Annotated in this window: 18 protein-coding genes; 17 read left to right on the top strand and 1 reads right to left on the bottom strand. The window is 61.8% G+C overall.

The genetic code is table 11. The features are described from left to right. Nucleotides 1–29 precede the first annotated feature (29 nt). Nucleotides 30–752, bottom strand: coding sequence for a S24 family peptidase (locus tag O0882_RS15815; RefSeq protein WP_289949442.1), 723 nt, complete (start codon nt 750–752; stop codon nt 30–32). A 149-nt stretch (nt 753–901) separates the two neighbouring features. On the opposite strand from O0882_RS15815, the gene O0882_RS15810 reads away from it, so the two are divergent. The 17 genes from O0882_RS15810 to O0882_RS15730 all read left to right on the top strand — a co-directional run bounded on the left by O0882_RS15810 (nt 902) and on the right by O0882_RS15730 (nt 19,606). Continuing rightward, a complete protein-coding gene (locus O0882_RS15810; RefSeq protein WP_289949439.1) occupies nt 902–1,315 on the top strand; it encodes a FeoC-like transcriptional regulator in 414 nt (137 codons plus the stop codon). Nucleotides 1,316–1,339: 24 nt separating this feature from the next. After that, the gene (locus tag O0882_RS15805) at nt 1,340–1,882 is read left to right on the top strand and encodes a zinc finger-like domain-containing protein (protein WP_289949437.1); all 543 of its coding nucleotides are present in this window, start codon (nt 1,340–1,342) and stop codon (nt 1,880–1,882) included. 339 nt (nt 1,883–2,221) lie between these two features. Continuing rightward, nucleotides 2,222–3,427 (top strand): phage tail tube protein, encoded by a 1,206-nt coding sequence (locus O0882_RS15800; RefSeq protein WP_289949435.1) that lies wholly within the window; start codon nt 2,222–2,224, stop codon nt 3,425–3,427. A gap of 73 nt (nt 3,428–3,500) precedes the next feature. After that, complete coding sequence (locus O0882_RS15795; protein ID WP_289949433.1) at nt 3,501–3,953, top strand: hypothetical protein; 453 nt, start codon at nt 3,501–3,503, stop codon at nt 3,951–3,953. Nucleotides 3,954–3,961: 8 nt separating this feature from the next. Further along, on the top strand, nt 3,962–4,297 hold the full coding sequence (locus O0882_RS15790) for a hypothetical protein (protein ID WP_289949432.1): 336 nt from the start codon (nt 3,962–3,964) through the stop codon (nt 4,295–4,297). Between the two features lie 115 nt (nt 4,298–4,412). Further along, nucleotides 4,413–8,993, top strand: coding sequence for a tape measure protein (locus O0882_RS15785; protein WP_289949429.1), 4,581 nt, complete (start codon nt 4,413–4,415; stop codon nt 8,991–8,993). Further along, nucleotides 8,990–10,459: a hypothetical protein gene (locus O0882_RS15780; protein WP_289949427.1), complete on the top strand. Its 1,470-nt coding sequence runs from the start codon at nt 8,990–8,992 to the stop codon at nt 10,457–10,459. The genes O0882_RS15785 and O0882_RS15780 overlap by 4 nt, the downstream gene beginning before the upstream one ends. After that, nucleotides 10,456–12,015 (top strand): hypothetical protein, encoded by a 1,560-nt coding sequence (locus O0882_RS15775; protein ID WP_289949426.1) that lies wholly within the window; start codon nt 10,456–10,458, stop codon nt 12,013–12,015. Before O0882_RS15780 ends, O0882_RS15775 begins: the two co-directional genes overlap by 4 nt. Next, nucleotides 12,015–12,299: a hypothetical protein gene (locus tag O0882_RS15770; RefSeq protein ID WP_289949424.1), complete on the top strand. Its 285-nt coding sequence runs from the start codon at nt 12,015–12,017 to the stop codon at nt 12,297–12,299. Before O0882_RS15775 ends, O0882_RS15770 begins: the two co-directional genes overlap by 1 nt. Then, nucleotides 12,296–13,009 carry a hypothetical protein gene (locus O0882_RS15765; protein ID WP_289949422.1) on the top strand — a complete coding sequence of 238 codons (714 nt, stop codon included), beginning with the start codon at nt 12,296–12,298 and terminating at the stop codon, nt 13,007–13,009. Before O0882_RS15770 ends, O0882_RS15765 begins: the two co-directional genes overlap by 4 nt. Before the next feature lie 7 nt (nt 13,010–13,016). Further along, nucleotides 13,017–13,847, top strand: coding sequence for a hypothetical protein (locus tag O0882_RS15760; RefSeq protein WP_289949420.1), 831 nt, complete (start codon nt 13,017–13,019; stop codon nt 13,845–13,847). After that, a complete protein-coding gene (locus tag O0882_RS15755; protein WP_289949418.1) occupies nt 13,847–15,697 on the top strand; it encodes a hypothetical protein in 1,851 nt (616 codons plus the stop codon). The genes O0882_RS15760 and O0882_RS15755 overlap by 1 nt, the downstream gene beginning before the upstream one ends. 65 nt (nt 15,698–15,762) lie before the next feature. Beyond that, entirely contained in the window at nt 15,763–16,191 is a 429-nt protein-coding gene (locus tag O0882_RS15750; protein WP_289949417.1) for a hypothetical protein, read from the top strand. A gap of 14 nt (nt 16,192–16,205) precedes the next feature. Beyond that, entirely contained in the window at nt 16,206–16,703 is a 498-nt protein-coding gene (locus O0882_RS15745; protein WP_289949414.1) for a glycoside hydrolase family 19 protein, read from the top strand. Then, nucleotides 16,700–17,050: a hypothetical protein gene (locus O0882_RS15740; RefSeq protein WP_289949412.1), complete on the top strand. Its 351-nt coding sequence runs from the start codon at nt 16,700–16,702 to the stop codon at nt 17,048–17,050. The genes O0882_RS15745 and O0882_RS15740 overlap by 4 nt, the downstream gene beginning before the upstream one ends. Further along, complete coding sequence (locus tag O0882_RS15735; RefSeq protein ID WP_289949411.1) at nt 17,047–17,370, top strand: hypothetical protein; 324 nt, start codon at nt 17,047–17,049, stop codon at nt 17,368–17,370. Before O0882_RS15740 ends, O0882_RS15735 begins: the two co-directional genes overlap by 4 nt. Nucleotides 17,371–18,106: 736 nt before the next feature. After that, nucleotides 18,107–19,606, top strand: a complete 1,500-nt coding sequence (locus O0882_RS15730) for a nucleobase:cation symporter-2 family protein (RefSeq protein WP_289949408.1) — start codon at nt 18,107–18,109, stop codon at nt 19,604–19,606. Nucleotides 19,607–19,629: the final 23 nt, after the last annotated feature.

Raw genomic sequence — 19,629 nt, 5'->3', positions numbered from 1 at the left:
TGTAGTTTATCGATTGATAAATTACATTCTCAAATACGGTCGCTTTCCTTGCGCACGACCCTGCCCACGATCAGGCATTCATTACCGCGGCACAGCTTGCGGTGGTATTTGCGCTGGTCCGGATTGTCCGAGGTCAGCCACCATTCTCCGATATCGCGCGCCATGCGCTTGACCACCGGTTCGCCTTCGTAATTGATGGCAAACACAATGCCATCGGCCGGCCGCTTGTCGGCCGTATTGATGATCACCACGTCGTCCTCGTACAGGGCCGGCTCCATGCTCTCGCCCTTGACCTTGATCGCCACCAGTTTTTCAGGGTGGTAGCCATTGCGATCGACCCAGCTGCGCGGCACGCTGATGCTGCTGCCGTCGTGCGTTTCCGGTTCGATGGCAAAGCCCGTGATGCCGGCCGACAGGCGCAATTTCACCTTGCGGATCGGGTAGAAGCGCGCATCTTCGCCATCAAGCACCACCACCGGCTGTACCTCACCGAGCGCACCCAAGGCGCGCGCCGCCAGTTCCGCCTGGTCGGGCGCCGCCCCCTGGTCGAAGTACATGCTGTCGAGTTGCAGGTCCGCTTCCAGCTTGCGCGCGATTTTTTCGCTGAAGGCGCGTCCCTCGCGGTAGGTGGGCGAGAGGATTTGCGAGATGCGCGCCTCGCTCCAGCCGCTGACGTCGGAAATTTTCTTGCGCGTGTTGTCGTAGTGCTCGCGGATCAGGGCCAGCAGGCGGTCGCGTCTGTATTGATACATATTCATCTCCACATTAAACCCGAAATTTACCGTTTGATAAATTACCAAATGCTTGACTTTAACATTAGCGATTGATAAAGTCCACTCGTTGCCTGTCGCAAACGCACTACAGCGTCTGCCGATGGGCGACACCACGGGAGGTCAGGCAGATGTTGAACAGCAGTCAGTTGGTGGAAAGCAGGACGGTGCCACGGCAGGGGCGCCAGTTACAGGGACGCAGCAGGAAGTCGCAGCTGCATATCGCCCGCATCGCGCAATACATCCGCGAGCAGGGCCAGGCCAGCGCGGCGCAATTGTCCGCCTTGCTGGGACTCGATGCGGGCACCATGAGCCGCTATTTGCGCCACATGTGCGGCATGGGACAGATTCACCTGGCGCAGCGCCATTGCACGGAACCGGGGCGCCAGCGGCCCGCTCTGTACGCGCTGGGCGAACCGGACGACGAGGTCGATGGCTGGGCCGAACTGCCGCCGCAGGTACGCCGCACGGCGTGCTGGCCACGCGGTGCGGCGCGCCGCGATCCGCTGGTGGCGGCGTTGTTCGGACCGGCGCAAGAAAACTAAGACAAGAATCAACGAGGAGAAATCATGGGGTTTGCAGAAAAATACATCGCATCGCTGTCATCGCAGAACCTGCGCGACAATGCCGTTCACCACGACCTGGATGTCATCGCGGCAGCCGCGCTGGCTGGCGACATGGGCGCCTTGCTGTGCCGCGTCAAATACGCGGACGGTACCGTCAGCCGCCTGTTCGAAGGCAATGCGGGCAATCTGGCACAGTTGCTGCGCGCCTGGACGGCGGCCGTGACGCAGAAGGGCCGCGCGCGGCGCTGGGTCAAGGCGCACACGGCCTGGGATGCGCAGGCGGCCAATACCTTGTACCGCCGCGTGGCAGAAGCGTCGCTCGCGCATTGGCTCGACAGCAAATGCAAGGTCTGCCATGGCACGGGCGTGGTCGCTGCCATGCGGACCGGTGCGCCTGGCGCTTGCCAGGCTTGCCACGGCGCCGGCGAGGCGGCCATCAGCTGCTCCGGTGGCTTCGAGCTTGAACGCATCAAGGACATGGTCAGCGAACTGGAAGGCATCTTCCAGTCGCACGGCGCCCGCGCCATGCGCCGCCTCGGTCACTGACAAATTTTTTGCAATATGCCTGGCACTGAAAAAAACGCCCCTAGAATAGAGTCTCGATCACGCAGCAACAGCAACACACGTCACACCGCAGTACTGCAAGACCACATGCTTCTCCACTCGTAATAGACGCGCCCAGGGCGCGACACCGATAGGGGAACTCAGCGCAGCGAATGGCCCACATGGCCCCTTCGCCCATCTTTCGTCCGGCATGGCCCCGCGCCATCCGGACGCCCGCCCGCCGCCTCACTGCGCGCGGGCTTTTTCGTTTCATCCCCCATTTTTCAGTTTTCCCCACAAGGCCGCCCCGGCGGTTTTCATCCCACGAAAGGTTTTACAACTATGGCATCGACAGCAAACGGCATCGACAGCTTGATCGTTATCAGCAAACAAAGCGCGGAAGGCAGCAAGGCCGCCGCCGGCGGCGGCCAGATTTATCCCCGCGTCACGGCCACGTTCGACACGGAAGCGGACAAATACGCGAGCGCCGAAATCGACGCCAGCCAGCAGCAGGGCGATACCCGCCTGGGCAATTTCCGCACCACGGGCGCCATCAAGGCTGAAGCGGCGTGCGGCACGTATGCACCGCTGATGGCGGCGCTGCTGCGCCGCGACTTTACGGCAGGCGGCGTGGCTGCCGCGCAAACCACCATCGCGGCGGCCACCTCCGGCCTGACGCGCAGCACCGGCTCCTGGCTGAGTGAAGGCTTCCGCGCCGGCAGCGTGGTGCGCATCACCGGCATGACGGCGCCGGCCGCCGCCAACAACGCGAAGAACTTCTTCGTCACCTCGGTGACGGCCAGCAACCTGAATGGCCAGTTCATGGACGGCTCGGCCATGATCGTCAAGGCGGCCGGTGACTCGGTCGGCGTGGCGGCGGTGGGCAAGCGCAGTTTCACCCCGTTGACGGGCCATACCACCGACTGGTTCACGGCCGAAGTGCAGGACCCGAAGATCGGCGTGCACCGCAGCTTCGTCGACCAGCTGGTCAGCAAGATGGATATCGCCGTGCAGCCGAACGGTATCACCAGCCTGGACTTCACCCTGATGGGCAAGGCGGAAGGCCCGACCACGGCCGTGCCGTACTTCCCCGCGCCGCTGGCGGCGCCGGGCTCCGGCAAGTTCTCGGGTGCCACGGCGATGTTGTCCGTGAACGGCATCCCGTCGCAGATCTGTACCGGCATGTCCGTTTCGCTGGACGGCCAGGTCAAGGTCGACCCGGTGATCGGCTCGAAGTACGCCACGGCCGCCTCGCGCGGCAAGGTGATGGGCTCGGGCCAGTTCACGGTGCTGCTGCAAGACGCCACCTATCTCGACTACTTCAAGTCCGAGACGGAAATCCCGCTGGCCTACGCCATGGCGTCGGGCACGGCGCCGACCGCTGACGTGCTGGCGCTGGCCATGGGCCGCATCAAGATCACCTCGGCCAAGATCGACGACGGCGAGAAAAACAAGATCGTCACCTGCGCCTTCGACGTCCTGCGCTACAAGGGCACCGACGCGCAGCACGAAGCGACCACCTTGACCATCCAGGACAGCGCGCTGTAAGCGGCTGAGGCTTGACCCGGGGCCGCCTGATGGCGGCCTTTTTACTTTTACCTTAATCAAGAAAGCAGAACACATGAACAACGCACAAATGATCGCCTCGGCTGGTTTTGATATCTCCCTGTTGAATGATGGCAACAAATCGGTGGACCAGGTTCACCTGGTGTCGGTGCTGTTTGACGAAGACGGCGCGCATAAGGCGGGCTTTGAAATCGTCAGCAAAAATTCCGACCAGTACCGTGCCGTGATTCGCGAAACGTCGGTGGTGGCGATCAAGCGCTCGGTGCAAAAAAGCAAGCAAATCGACGCGAAGACCGACGAAGGCGCGGCGGAACTGTATGACCTGGCGGAAAACCGCAACATGAAGATCGCCATTGCGGTGGTGGTGGGCATGCCTGGTTTCGTCGACAAGGATGTCCCGGTACAGCCTTCCCCGGCTTTGCTGAAGGCGATTTTTGAAAAAATGCCGTCCTGGCAGGAAAAAGTGCTGGCTGCACTCGAGGCGGACGGCAATTTTTTGACAGTCTAGCCACCGCCTTGCTGCTCTTTGCCGAGGAACAGTTCGAGCGTTCGGCAAAGGCGGCCGATGGCAATGCGAAAGGCGAACACCTGGATGCCGCGAAGCGCCATCCACTCTACCTGGAGCGGCAGGCTCCCATTCGCGCGCAACTGCCGTTTGAACTGGCGCATGTGTGGCAGTTTTTCGTGCAAATGAGTCGCAAGCGGCAAAACGGCATGGCGGTCAATCCCTTAAGCAGCCTGGATATCCTGGCATGGCAACTGCGGCATCGTATCCGTCTGACGGTATGGGAAGAGGAACTGGTCGATCAGCTCGACGCAGCCTATATCTCCCATCAAAACAGTTCGCTTTAGCCCTGGTTTTGCCCTGATTTTTACAGCAGAGGTGACACGGAAAACACAACAGCCGTCGCGAAGGTGGCCTCGATTGCACGGTCACCTTTGCGGTGGCTTTTTTTATGGGTAAATTATGACCGTTGAAATTGAAACATTACAGATACGCATCGATACGCTCAATGTGCGTATCGCGGCAGTTGACCTGGAACGCATACGCGAGGCCAGCGAACGGGCTGCCAAGGCAACGCTGACACTGGATGATGTAACGAAAAAATACACGGAGATACTGTCCAGCCTGGGTATCTCCAACAGTATCGGCCAGATCGTCAAATTGTCTGACGAGTATACGAAACTGACAGCGCAATTGCGCATGTCGACCAGTACCACACAGGAATATGGCGAGGCGTATGACAATGTCAAGCGCATTGCCGCCTCGGGTCAAACGGACCTCGTCGCCACGGCGGGTCTGTATGCCCAAATGAACGATGCGACCAAGAAACTGGGCATCAGCCAGGCCGAAGTGGCCGGCATCACCGAGGCGCTCAATCTTGGCGTCAAGATCAGCGGCGCCTCCGCGGCCGATTCCGCTACCGCTTTCAAGGGGCTATCCGATGCCTTCGCCGATGGCGCCCTGAGCAGCCAGCAATTTAATGCCGTCAGCCAGGCTGCCCCCGAAGTCATGGAGGCAATGGCCGCCGGCCTGGGCGTGTCGAAAGAAGCGCTCGCCGGGCTTGCCGGCGCAGGACTGATCACGGCCGACGTGATGGCCGTCGCGCTGCCGAATGCGCTGGGCGAGTTGCGCAAGGAAGCTGCACAGTTCGAAACCATCGGTGGCAGCTTTACCGTCTTGAGCAATAACGTGATGGAATTCACGGCGAGACAGGCGGAGTCGACCGGCGCCGTGCGCCTGATGACGAATGGCCTCGAATTTCTGTCGAATAACCTGACCCTGGTCGTTGGCGTGCTGGAAACCCTGACGACCGCAAAATTCGCCACCTGGGCTGCCGGCGTCGTAATGGCTACCTATAGCAAGGTCACGGCCAACAGGGCCTTGTTGGCATCCACCCTGGCGGCGGCAAATGCCGACGTGACGGCGACCGCCGCCACCTCGGCACTGGCGACCGCACGTGTCGTTGAATTGCAAGCGACGATACGCACCAGCCAGGCCGACGTGGCGCTGGCGCTGACCACCAATGGCTTGATACCAGCCCAGGCCCGCGCGGCAGTTGCCGCCGAAGCCCATGCCGCCGCCTTGGTGGCGCAGACAGCGGCAATGCGTGCCGCATCCGTCACTGCTGGCGTTTTGCGCGGTGCGTTGGCCTTCCTGGGGGGGCCGATCGGCTTGATTGTCACGGTGCTGGGCTTGGGCGCAACTGCCTGGGCCATGTGGGGGAGTTCATCGAAGGACAATGCGGAGAAAGCCGTAGAGCCCATGCGCAAGAGCACCAAGGAAATCGTTGCTGAACTCGACAAGCAGATGGTCCAGCTTGCAAAGCGCAATGAGCTGGCAAAGCTGGGCGTGTCGGAGAAAGGATTGAATACCCCGGCTGGCGAGCGCATGGCAGAGATATCGACGGAAATGGATGCTGTGCGCAATCGCACTGGAAAATACCAGTCCCTGGACAAGGCCACCCAGGACAAGACCATGGCACGGCTGCAGGGCGAATTAGATACGCTGCAAGGCAAGCTCAAGCAGCTTGAACAGCAAGCAGCACCCGGAAAACCGAAGAACGGGCCTGCTACAGGCATGCCGGCGCTTCCCGCTCCGCCCAAGCCTTTCGAAGCCATGATGGATGAGATGCGCAGCAGGGCTAGCGACCTCAAGCGCGAAGCCGAAGGCTATAACGAACTGAACGAGGCACAAAAGTACGATTATCGGTTGAAGGAACTTTTGGCTGATCGGACGAACAAAGTGACCGCGTCGCAGCAGGCAGGATTCGAGGTTGCGCGCAAGGGGATACAGGCCCGCCTCGACGAGATCGAGGTGGACAAGAAAGCCAAGGCAGTGGCCGAGCAGGCGCAGGCTGACGCGAAAGCACTGTCCGATACGCGGACGCAGGCCGTTGCCGATGCCGTCAAGGAAGCCGAGGCTGGCGAAAAGTTGGTCGCGGTGTATGGCATGAGCAAGACCGCCATCGCGCAGAATGAAATGGCGCTGTTGAAGGAGCAACGTGCGGCGCTGGCAGTGGGCAAGGAAAACGCGGCGCAGATCGAGTATTTGAATGCCCTGATCGATGCCAAGCAGCGCAGCATGACGGCGACGGAAGAGCTGGCCGCCAAGGAAGCGTCTGCCGCTGCGGCCAAGAAGGCCTCCGATGACTGGGCTGCCAGCGCCAAGGACATCGAAAAGTCGCTGACTGACGCCTTCATGAACGGCTTTGAAGGCGGCAAGAACTTGGCGACCATGTTCAGGGACAAGTTGAAGAACATGTTCAACAACCTCGTGCTGCAACCGATCATGTCGCCCATCGCGGCCGGCTTTGCCTCGTTCCTGAATCCGGGCGCGGCGCAGGCGCAGGCGCAGGGCAGTGTGGCCAACGGGGGGGGCATCCAGTCGTTCCTGAGTTCGGCGAAGGGCATCTACGATTCACTGTCCAGCGGACTTTCCGGTATTGGTAACTCGGTGGCCGATGGCGTGCAGCGCGGTATAAACATGCTGCAAGGTAATTCTTATTCTCCGTTTGTCAGTGCCAATGGTTCTCTCGCCACTGGTGCGGGCGCGGCGGCAAGCGTCGCCGCCGGCGTCATGGGCGGCGTATATGGCGGCAAGATGATTTCAGGGGAGTATGGCCGAAATGGCATCGTCAATGCCGGTACGGCCGTTGGCGCAGCGCTGGGGACTGTCGTCTTTCCTTTGGTGGGCACTGCGATGGGCGCCCTAGTGGGCGGCCTGCTGGGCGGCGCCGCGAACCGCCTGTTCGGCATGGGCGAGAAAAAGGTCAGCAGCGCCGGCATTTCCGGCAGTCTTGGTGCCGATGGTTTTGCGGGCGAGAGTTATTCGAACTGGACCCAGAAGGGTGGCCTTTTCCGCAAGAATAAAAAAGGTACGGACCGCTCTGAAGTCGATGCCGAGCTGGCGGCATCGCTTGGCGATACGTATGCGCAGATGAAGGCGGTGACGGGCGCTTTTGCCAGCACGCTGGGCGTCAACACGGATAGCCTGGCCACGCGCACGCAGTCGCTCAATATCGTCATGACCAAGGATGACGCCGCGAACCAGAAAGCGATTGCCGATTTCTTTACGGGCGTCGGTGATGCGATGGCAAAGGAACTGGTGCCATCGCTGTCGCAACTGAGCATGAAAGGTGAATCGGCGAGCGCTGCGCTGCAGCGCCTGGCAGGCCACTACGCTGTTGTCGATGCCGTGCTGGCTACCATGGGCAGCACCTCGCAGCAGGTATTCGGCGCCGTTGGCGTGGCGTCCCTGGCGGCACGCGAGCAGTTGGTCAAGGCCGCTGGCGGGGTGGAAGCACTGGGTAATCGGACTGCATTCTTTGCCGAAAACTACCTGACCGAAGCCGAGCGCCTAGCGCCCGTGCAAAAACACGTGACGGAACAGATGGCGGCCCTGGGCTATGCCAGCGTGACGACACGCGCGCAGTTCAAGGACACGGTATTGCAACTGGTTAATTCCGGGGCTTTGGCCACCAAGACGGGCGCCGAGCAATATGCGGGTCTGATGGCATTGGCCGATGCGTTTGCGAAGACGCATGCGGCGACGGAAGACCTGAGCAAATTGGAGCAGGGTATTGCCCACGAGCGCAAGGGCATCCAGGAAAAGCTAGACCAGATGACGATGACTTCGGCGCAATTGCGTGCCAGGGAGCGTACTGCGGTCGATGCCACTAACCTGGCCCTGTACGACCAGTTGCAGGCGCGGCAGGATATTGCCAGTGCCTATGCAACGGAGTCTTCTGCCCTCAAGTCCACCATCGACCACCTGAAGTCGTTTGGCGACGGCATCCGCTCGTTCAAGGATTCCCTGTTGCTGGGCAGCCTGTCGACCTTGACGCCGATGCAGAAGATGGTCGAGGCGCAACGTCAGTATGAAGATACGCTAGCCAAGGCGAAGACGGGCGATGCGGCGGCGCAGTCGGCGCTGACAGGTACTGCCACGGCGTATCTGACGGCCAGTCAGGTCGTGAACGCTGCAAGCGCGAGCTATGCCGCCGATGCGGCCAGGGTCCAGTCCGAGCTGGCGGCACTGGCGGCGATCACGGGCACACAGTTGAACGATGCGCAGAAGCAGCTGACGGCACTCGATACGCAAGTGGGGCAGTTGATAAACCTGAACAAGACGGCGGTTGGTATCGAGCAGGCGGTCGATGCGCTGGGTGCTGCGTTGCGGGCAGGCGGGCAGACTGATGTCACGGGTGGCATGCGCTTTGCGCCTGCTGCCGGCATGTCTGTGGCCGCCTCTTTCGGAGAAGCAGTGGTGGAAGCGCCGGCCGTCTTCGACCCCGTGCGCTATTCGTCGGCAGCGAACGTCGGCTCCGACGTACTGGTGGCCGAAATCCGCGGCCTGCGCGAAGACAACCAGGCCATGCGCGTGGAACTGGAAGGCTTGCGTGCCGACCAGCGGGCGCAAACGGGGGCCACCATCCAGGCCACCTTTGAATCGAACGCCAACGCCGCCAGGACGGTGGTCGATGGCGTGGACAAATCGTCCAGGGCATCCGCCTGGGCCAACTCAGTGAAAGGAGAATACGCATGACCGCTGCCCAATTTCAGGAGTGGCTGCAAAGCCCGTCGGCCATCCGCATGGTGCTGATCGAGGCGCAAGTGAATGTGGCCGGCAGCGAAGTGACGCGGTACATCGCTTCGCGGCCCTACGTTACCGGACCGGCTGAGGTGCCGGCGAATACCGGCTACCAGCCGCTGGCCAAGGGCGGCCTGGCCTTCACGGAACAGGTCAGCCTGTCCGGCGAGGCGGGGCTGTCGGGCGGCGATATTGAACTCGATAACGCCGATGGCGTTCTGGATGGTTGGTTGGGCGATGTATGGATGAACCGGCCGATCAAAGCCTGGGCAGGCGATCCCTCCTGGCCGCGCGCCGACTTCCAGCTGGTCTTCGACGGCATCATTGCCGACGTGGCCAGTGCGGGGCGCGAGTCGGTCAACCTGGTGCTGCGCGACAAGCTGCAGCGCTTGAATACACCCATCACCGAGGTCAAGCTGGGGGGGACGACGCCGAACAAGGACGCCATCCTACCGATACCGTTCGGCGAATGCCACAACGTCACGCCGCTGCTGACCAACCCGGCCACCTTGGAGTACGGTTTTCTCGGCGCGGTGGAATCGACGTTCGAAGTGCGCACGAACGGCAAGCCGATTGCCGTGGCCTTGAATGACCAAGCGGGCCGCTTCAACCTGACGACTGACCCGTTTTCCACCACGATCACGGCCAGCGTGCAGGGCGACAAGGGTGGTGGCTATGCGCCGCGCATCGCGCCGCTGGTGCAGCGCATCGCCACGGCGTACGGCAAGGCCGCCGACCGCTTCACGCTGGCCGACCTGGACCTGGCCAATCTGGCCGCCTTCGATGCGGCCCACCCGCAACTGGTGGGCCTGTACGTTGCGGACCGGACGAACCAGGCGCAAGCCATCCAGCAACTGGCGGCCAGCGTGGGCGCCCAGGCGCTGATGTCGCGCACCGGCCAGCTGCGCCTGGTGCAGATCGCGTTGCCTGCCGCCGGCGTGCCGGTGGCGGTCGGTCCGGAGCAGATGCGCGAACGCTCGCTGCGTCCCGCGCAGCGCCTGCCGGTAACGGCCGCCGTGAAGATCGGCTTCGACCGGAACTGGACGCTGCAGGCTGGCCTGACGACCAGCATTTCGCCTGCGCATGCGGATTTGTACGCCACGGAATGGCTGACGGAAACGGTGGTCGACGCGGCGGTGCGCACGCGTTACCGCCTGTCCGACGACCCGGTGCAGATCGATACGTGCCTGAAGACGCGGGCCGATGCCCGCGTGGAAGCGCAGAGGCGCCTGGCCTTGAGCAAGGTGCCGCGCACCATTTACGAATTTGATGGAGAACCCGAGATGATGATGCTGGAACTGGGGCAGCCCGTAACCCTGCGCGCTGAACGCTTTGGCTTGCAGGATGGCGTGCCGGGCGTGGTGGTACTGCTGTCGCGCTTCTGGCTGACGGGCAGAGTGACGGTGGGGGTGCTGGCATGAGCGCGATTATCGGGGAGCGCGATAAGCTGCTGCAGGCGACGGCGGAGCGTTTCAGCACGACGGCAGATGGCAAGGCGATCCTGATGTCCGCCAGCACGCCCGTCTTTCGCGTCAATAGCGCGGGTGCCGGCGCACCCGGCTCGATCGCCATCACCGCCAAGCCGGTCAATGTGGTGGGCGATATCGTCTTTTCCGTATCCGCCGGTACGGCGTTGCGGGTCAACGGCAACGTGGCCACCATCGATTTTGCCGGCATGACTACCGATACGGCCCTGGTGCAGGCACGCATCCGTGAATTCGGCGTCGATTACCTAGCCAATTACATGGTCAGCAAGGTCTTCGACGGCGCCGCCGGCGAGACGGGCCTGGCGGGATTGAACACGGGCCAGGCCTTCGCCTACAAGCGCGCGGCTGCGGCGCCTGATGATTCGCCGGGCGACGTAATTTTTACCTTTGCCACGGCCAGCATCACGACGCCGGCCGGTAACGACCTGGTGAATGGCTGGTCAAAGAATGTCCCGGCAGGCTCGGCGCCCTTGTACGTGCGTGTGGCCGCTGCCAGCTCACGCAATGCCACGGATAATATTGTCGCCAATGAGTGGGCGGGGGCAGTGCAGCTGGCCAAGGACGGCACCGATGGCTTGAACGTGGCGCCCGTGCGCATCTACCAGCGCGGCGCGACCAATATCGCACCTGCGCTGCCGACGGCCACGTGCACGTTCACCTTTGCCACGGGCGGGCTGACGGGCCTGAACAACGGCTGGTCGGCCCAGGTGCCGGCAACGGGCGGCGCCTATCTGTTCACCTCGGGCGCCACGGCCGCGTCGCGCGGCGCCACCGATGACATTCCGGCCAGTGAATGGTCGGCCGCTGCGCGCCTGGCGGCCGATGGCGCCACCGGCCAGCGCGGTACGGTGACGGTGACGGCACCCGGCCATTCGACCTGGTCGGATGTATCGGCCGTGTATGAGTTGGGCCACGCCGGCTACGGTGCGCCGATCAACCGCGACGTGGTGACCTTGTACGACACCATGCATGCGGTGACGAAGTTCTATGTTGATGGCGCCTGGGTGGTGCTGGGCACGGTGTTGAATGGCAATCTGCTGGTTGACGGGACGGTTGCGGCGAAGGCGCTGGCCGTGGATAAGCTGTCGGCCATCACTGCTGATCTCGGCAAAGTTACTGCCGGCGATATTTACAGCGCGACTATTCATGGCGGCGCAGGATATCCGACAGGCACGTACGGCTGGCCGTCAAATGATGGCAATGGGTTTCATCTGAGCCAGGGCGGCCTGCTGATGGGAAATTACCATCTTGGAAAATATGCTCGCTTTGACCCGGATGGAGATATCGACACGCCTCAATTCACCAGCTTGCAGGGAATTGCAACGTTTTCTGGCACTCTTTCTGGAGCAAGGGGTTCTTTTACCCTGATTCGTAGCCCAGCGCGGCTCGCATCAGGCAGCGCAGCCGGCTATGACTTGACTGGCACCGGCCTGTACTTTTATGACGGCGTGCATGAACAGCCCTACATCGAGCTGGGGGAATATCTCTGATGGCCAGCGGCTTAAAAATTCGGCGTGCTGGCGTGGTCGTGTTCGATTCGTGGTTGGCGGCCGGCGGTGTCTGCATGGGCATTTTTTCAATTCCGCTTGAGGGCTGGACGATTACGTTTCCAGGCGCAGGGATTGGCCGCACGCCAATAGTGATCTATGGCGATTCGTTTCAGGTTTCCCCCTATACCTACGATGAGGATCTGGGCTACCCCCGATTTGTTTTTCGTGGCGGCGTCTCGTGGCCGACCGATTGGCGACCCAGCGTGGGAATCTATTTGAAATGACGAAACAACTCAAAATTCGCAACCAGCACGGCGAACTGGTCATCGACAGCAATACCTATGGCACGCACTGCATTGGCCGCGCGACGTTCGTTTCTCTACAGCAGCCGTACAGTTCTGGCGGCGGCATGGTATCTGGCTTCTCCACGTATCAGTTCAGCGGCTTCCGCGGAATCCTTTGGGTGATCGATCTGCCTGTCGACCGGCGTGTGGGCGTCATCAAAACCAGCTATGTAAACGGTGTTCACACGCTAACCGTATATTGCGGCGCGAACGCCGATGAGAACGGTGGTTTTGACCAGCAGGAACCAGTCACTATCTGGGCGTTTGCCACCATCACGGAAAAAGTGGCGGCACGTGGCCTGTTGTTGAGGCATAGCGTCACCAACGCAGTGACGCACGATTTCGGCACGCCCACCCTGACGTTCCCTCTGGCGCTGGGTGGACTGGAGAATAGTGTGGTGGTCAGTTCAGTGGGGCGCCCGGTAGCACTTGGCGCCAGCCCGTTTTACGAAATGAACTATGTGGGGACCGGCGGGCAATACACCATGACTGCATCCCGGCGATTTTTAGTACGCAGGTCGAACGGAGTAATTGCGTACGCCCCAGCGCTCATGCTGCGCTCAGGCCTGATGAGCGGCACCTTGCCGCCCGATACCGTGTATTCCGAACCAAGTCCATTTTTTGTTCTCGACGGCACCAATTTGCCATAGGATCTACATGTCAAATCTCCGCATCATCTACGACAACGCCGCCGACCGCGCGGCGCTCGCCGCATCCAGTCAGGCCGGTACGCTGGGCCCGGCCAACCTGCAGCGCGAACGCAAGTCAGCGGTGCTGCGCTCCGTCGGTACGGCGCTGGCGATCACGGCCACCTGGCCCACGCCCGAGATCATCGGCGGCGTGGCGCTGCCATTTTGCAACCTGACGCCCATGGCGACGATCCGCGTGCGCGGCTACGTCGAGCCAGGCGACGCCGCGCCTGATTTCGATACGGGCGTTGTACCAGCATGCGAATACGCGGCGCTGGGCATGTGGGACTGGGGCGCGCTGCCGCTGGGCGTAAACGCCTTCAGCTACGGCGGCGGCACGTATGCGCGCTGCTGGCTCCAGATGCGTAGCGTCAAAAAGCTGGTGATTGACCTGGCCGACCCGGACAACCCGGCAGGCTACATCGAGGCGGCGCGCCTGGTGACCGGCCCTTACTGGAGTCCTGAGCAAAACGCCTCGTATGGCGCTGGCGTCACGTCGGTCGACACCAGCATGCAGTATCGCAACGGCGCCGGCGGGCAAACCGTCGGACGCGGTGCGCTGTATCGCAAGCTGTCGCTCGCATTGGATCACATGACGCCGCTGGACCGGGCCGAGCTGTGGCGCATTGTGCGCGGCAACGGCCTGTCTCGCCCGCTGCTGATCAGCCTGTATCCAGAGAGCGACGACGGCGAACTTGAGCAGGCGCACCAGGTGTACGGCCGCATCGCCAGCAATTCCGCCATCACCACCCCGTATTACCAGGCATATGCCACCAACATCGAAATCGAGGAAATGTAATGGGCGACTTTTTTTACTATGGCCAGAAAGATATGATCCGGCGCCTGAATGAACTGGCCGGGCGCGGCGCCGTGGTGGCGTCGTATATGCCAGCCGTGGGGCGGTCGCCGCTTGGCGGGCCGAATGGCTACATGAATCCGGCGTGGCTTGACCCAAGCCTGACTATCTACACCGACACGCCTTTAGCAGTAAAAGCTGTTGGTAAATTTGGATATACATTTTTGCATGGGGGACAAGCCCAACTTCTTTATAAAATAGCAACATTGCCACAGCAAAATCAAGGCTCTTACGCCTCTCTGCGCATCGATGCGTTGCTTGGTGGATGGATCGCGGACTCACTTACGACAATGACCGTAAATATGGGGAATCGTGGCGCTTTCTCCGTAGATTGGTCTGCTAGCGTAGGCACACCCACCGATGTTAGATTCGTTGTTTTCCAAGAAGCAGATGGTAGTCATTCTGTGTACCTGATGTTCACTAACTCAGTGTTTGCCCAAGCGTCGTTCAACTTGCAAGGTATGGGCTGTCAATCTTATGCTTCCCCTGTCGCTGCTAATTCTGTAAGCGGGACTGCGGTATGGGACAGTGGGGCGAACCCTGGCGATAGTACTTATAAGGCGCCCCGATCTGTCGGTATGTCACCGAGCACACCACAAGGTACAAGCTTTAATTCCGTCGTGCATGTGCGCCCCAAAGATGGAAATAGTTCTGCCATCTCTTTTCTTGGGAGTGGGACAGCACAAAATACTTTGACTCCAGGCCAAGAAAACGAGGTATTGCGGCTTGGTATTGGCGGTATTAATAGTCTTGCACATCCGGGTGGTTTTGGTTTTATGGCTACCTCTGGGACGGGTTCACTGTTTAAAGAGGGCTTTGGTTTAACTCTTCGAGCATACGATAAAGGCTCTAACGCGTGGACTGGCAGTTTGTTACGCATTAACGGCAGTGGTATGGTGTTTACCCCGTGGCTTAAAGCAGGCACTACTGATACAAACCTCAGGCATGACATTCGCAAAGCAGGTGTACAGGCAACAGAGATTTTTCAAGTTGGGCGCGAAGGCTCCGCTGCTCCCTGCTTTGGAGTTAATGGCTCCGATGGCCTTGGCGGATGGAATACCGCTGCCTCAGTACTGTACGTTGGCAAAAATGGCACAACTTTACGCAGTATTGGTGTTCCCGGCACGGTCAATACAATGGGCAACGATTATGCCGAATACATTTTCAAAAGCCTGCGCTGCGGCGTTGTCGCCGCCGGCCAAATAATTGGCATCACCGCGGATAACCAGATCACCGACAAGTGGGTCGATGCCGTCATGTTCTCGATCAAATCGACCGCGCCCTCATTTGTCGGTGGCGATTCCTGGGCCAACGATATAGGGTCGCGCCCATCGCCCCAGGCAGGGCCAGCGCCGACGCTGCCCCTGCGCCGCGAAGACGTGGTCACGCAACAGCCAGTTCCCGGCACCAACCCGCCCGAATTCGAGGACGTGGTAACCGAACCCGGCGACACCGATGACGAGTGGGCAGAAAAGCAGGCCGCCTACACTACCGCGCTGGCCGCCCACAACATCGCCGTGCAGCAGGACGCCGAGGCCATGGCCGCCTTCGACGCGGCGCTGGAAGTCGAGCGCCAGAAGGTTGACCGCATCGCCATCGCCGGCCGTGTGCCGGTCAACGTGCTGGGTGCCCAGCCAGGCGACTACATCGTGCCGGTGCAGGACGGCGCCGGCATCAAGGGCATTGCCGTGCACGAGGATGACCTTGATATGAAGCTGTACCTGCGCGCGGTCGGCCGCGTGATTTCGATTGAACCGGACGGCCGGGCCTATGTGATGGTCAAGGTCGTGTAGAAAACAGCATTCCCCACAAACCCGCTTCGGCGGGTTTTTTCATTTCCACCACATGAAAGGCAACCATGGCCCTCGAAACCACCGCCGCTGGCGGCGCACTGATCAAACTGTTTGGCATGCCGGTGCTGGCCGGCGCCGCCGCCACGTCGCTGGGCTTCATGTTCATGTGGCCGCAATCCACGAAGGAGGCATTCATCCGTTTTTGTTCCAGCATTATCATTTCCACCTTTCTCGGTCCCGTACTCGTGGCCGCCGTGCTGTCGTGGTGGCCCAGCCTGTTTGACAGCGCGAAGACCGTGGCTGGCCTGTATGGCGGCGATCCGGCCACGGGTTTTTTGTTCATCGCCGCGCCACTGATGGTGGCGGCCGGCTTGCCCGCCTGGTGGGTGCTAGGCGCCTGCGTGCGCTGGTTCGACAAGCGGCGCGGCAAGGATATTGGTGAACTGGCAGCCGATGCGGCCGCTGCCGTCAAGGATGTGCGGGGCATGCTGTGACAGGCGCGCAATTGATGCAGATCATGCCGTTGGCCGGCCGCCGCACTACGCTGTTCCTGGCGCCACTGAATGCGGCGATGGCTGAGTTCGGCATCGATACACCGCTGCGCCAGGCGGCGTTCCTGGCGCAGGTGGGCCACGAATCGGGACAGTTGCGCCATGTGCGCGAGCTGGCCAGCGGCGCTGCCTATGAAGGACGCGCCGACTTGGGCAATGTGGTCGCCGGCGATGGCGTGCGTTTCAAAGGACGCGGCTTGCTGCAGGTGACAGGGCGCGCCAATTATGCGGCATGCGGTGTGGCGCTGGGTCTGGACTTGCTGGCGGCGCCGCAGTTGCTGGAACAGGCGGCTGTCGCTTGCCGCTCGGCGGGCTGGTTCTGGCAATCGCGCGGCTTGAACCGCTGGGCCGATGCGGGCGACCAGGAAAGGGTGACGCGCCGCATTAACGGTGGCGTGAATGGCCTGGCCGAGCGCCTGGCCCTGTACCAGGTGGCGCGCAAGGTGCTGGCATGAAGCCGCCGTTGAGCATCCTGGCCATGCTGCTGTTGCTGGGTGCGGCCGTGTTTTGCGCCCAGCGCTGGGGACGCGAAGCTGGCCGGGCCAGCTGTGCGGCACAAGAGCTGGAGGTGCAAGGCGTATTGCGGCGCCAGAACCAGGCGCTGAATGCGCTGCGGGAAGAGGGCGTACGACGCTCGGCGCGGGCCGGGCAGGCTCTGGCCACAGCGCAGGTCGGGCAGGCTGAGGCACAGGCGGCAGCGGCGCGCATCCTGGCATTGCAACCCGCAGGCGATGCGTGCCGCGCGGCCGAGGCGCTGATCGCCCGTGAAACGGCAGGAAGCGCCGCTGGCGGGGCGCCATGAGCACGACAATGACGAGTGCGCCGGCGCCGCTGCGGGTCTGGGTCTGCTTGCGGGCTTGCTCACTGACCTGTTCACTGACCTGCCTGCTGGTTTGTCTGCTGGGGGGCTGCGCGGCAGGCGGATCCAGGCTGGAAGCCACGGCGGAAAGGCTGCCCATTGCCGTGCCCTGTATCGCCGTTCGCCCTGCGGCGCCACTCTTGCCAGCCGTGCCGCAGCACGGCATTTTTGCGCAAGTACAAGCCTTGCTGGCGCGCGAGCAATTGCGTACGGCCTATGTGCGGCAGCTGGAAGCGCTGATGGATGGCTGTGCCGGCAGCTAAGAGCCTATCCCAGTAGGGAGCGTCTTCTGCTGGCAGCGCATCAGGAGCGCGGACAAGGCGTGAGGAGGACGCGTGGCGAGCCACGCAACGACGATCAACGCAGTCCCCGCTTCTGAGGGGCGCCAGCAGGGGATGTATTCATCTACTGAGATAGGCTCTAAGTAACCCCCAATAAATTATTGTGATTTCTGACTTCCATAACCGGCGCTCTGCGGTGTTGCCCGCTGCTAGCAGTGCTCGCACTGCGTCGCAGCGGGCGCCTTGCAGAGCATCCGGTTCTGTTCGTCATAAATTCACAATAATTTCCTGAGGATTACTTAGCGCAGAGCGCTGCATAGCGACCGCCTTGTTGGCGGCCAGTGTACAGTTGGCTTGCGGCTGGCTTGTGCCGCGCATGCTCCCTTGGCCGCGAGCGCCCGGTGGCGTTTCCTCATGCCCGGTCCTGAAGTCGCTTCCCATGCTGCCTTCTGGTGCGGCCGCGTGGTGGTGCGCCAGAAAACAGTGCGCCGCAGCGTGTCGGGCGCCCGATTTTAATGAACGCGATGGTAGTTCGGCACAATTCCTGTATACAATCGTCGCTGGCACGAAGCGTGCATGGCATACCTTGGTCATCCCATCCAAGGAGCTTCGCATGCCTCATCCACCGCCAGTGTGTTCCTGTCGTCCCGTTTCTCTCTTGCTTTTCCCTTTCACCTGCACCCATCCGGGCCGCGGTAACCCAGGAAATGGAGCGTAAATGGCCTCTCCCCGCTTGAAATCCATCCACCGCAGCGCTCCGGGCAGCACGCCTGCCGCGCCATCGCCCGTCGATGAAATCCTGCCAGCCGGCAAACTGTTCACCCTGGGTTTGCAGCATGTGCTCGTCATGTATGCGGGTGCCATCGCCGTGCCGCTGATCGTCGGCCGTGCCCTCAAGCTGCCGCCCGAGCAGGTGGCGGCATTGATCAGTGCCGACCTGTTCTGCTGCGGCCTGGTGACCCTGATCCAGTCCCTGGGGATAGGCAAGTACTTCGGCATTCGCCTGCCCGTGATGATGGGCGTGACCTTTGCCGCCGTCAGTCCCATGCTGGCCATGGCGAACAACCCGGCCCTGGGCATCAGCGGCATCTTTGGCGCCGTGATCGGCGCCGGCGTGGTTTCCATGCTGATCGCGCCCTTCATCAGCCGCCTGCTGGCCCTGTTTCCGCCCGTGGTCACCGGCAGCATCATCGCCGTGATCGGCGTGTCGCTGATGCGCGTGGGCGTGAACTGGGCCATGGGCGGGCCGCCCGCCATGGCGCAAATTGCCGATCCCGCCTTCCTCAAGATGGCCGCTGCCGCCACGGCGGCCGGCTTGCCTGCGCCGCTTGGCCCCGTGCCGCTGATCGCCAATCCCGGCTACGGCGCGCTGGATAACATGGGCATCGCTTTCTTCGTGCTGGCCGTCATCTTGCTGGTGGCCAAGTATGGCCGGGGATTCCTGTCGAATATCGCGGTATTGATTGGCATCATCGCCGGCACGGCCTTGTCGTTTGCCTTGGGCAAGGCCGATTTTGCCAAGGTGGCCAGCGCCAAGGCCTTTGCCATCGTCACGCCGTTCCAGTTCGGCATGCCGACCTTCGACGTGGTCGCCATCGTGACCATGAGCCTGGTGATGATCGTCGTCATGATCGAATCGCTGGGCATGTTTTTGGCGCTGGGCGAAATGACGGACAAGCGCATCACGCAGGCCGACATCAGCCGCGGCTTGCGCGTCGATGGCCTGGGCACCCTGATCGGCGGCATCTTCAATACCTTCCCATACACCTCGTTCTCGCAAAACGTGGGCCTGGTGGGGGTGACGGGCGTGCGCAGCCGCTGGGTCTGCGTAGCGGCCGGCATCATCCTGCTGGTCATGGGCGTGATCCCGAAGATCGCGCAAACGGCCGAGTCCGTGCCGGCGTTCGTGCTGGGCGGGGCAGGGCTGGTGATGTTCGGCATGGTGGCCGCCACCGGCATCCGCATCCTGGCCGGCGTCGACTACAAGAGCAACCGCAACAACCTGTTCATCGTGGCCCTGGCTATCGGCTTCGGCATGCTGCCGCTGGTGGCGGAACAGTACGCGCAGCACATGCCGAAGGCCCTGTCGCCGTTGCTGCACAGCGGCATCTTGCTGGCCGCGATCGTTGCCGTGCTGCTCAATCTGTTCTTCAACGGCCTGGCTTCAAGCGAAAAAGCGAGGGAGCAGGCGCGCGAAAATAGTCACGGCAGCGATTGAGGCGCCGCCGGCGCTGTGAACGC

The organism is Janthinobacterium sp. SUN073 (assembly GCF_030397665.1).
Lineage (GTDB): Bacteria > Pseudomonadota > Gammaproteobacteria > Burkholderiales > Burkholderiaceae_D > Janthinobacterium.
This window is presented reverse-complemented; position numbering and strand designations above follow the sequence as displayed.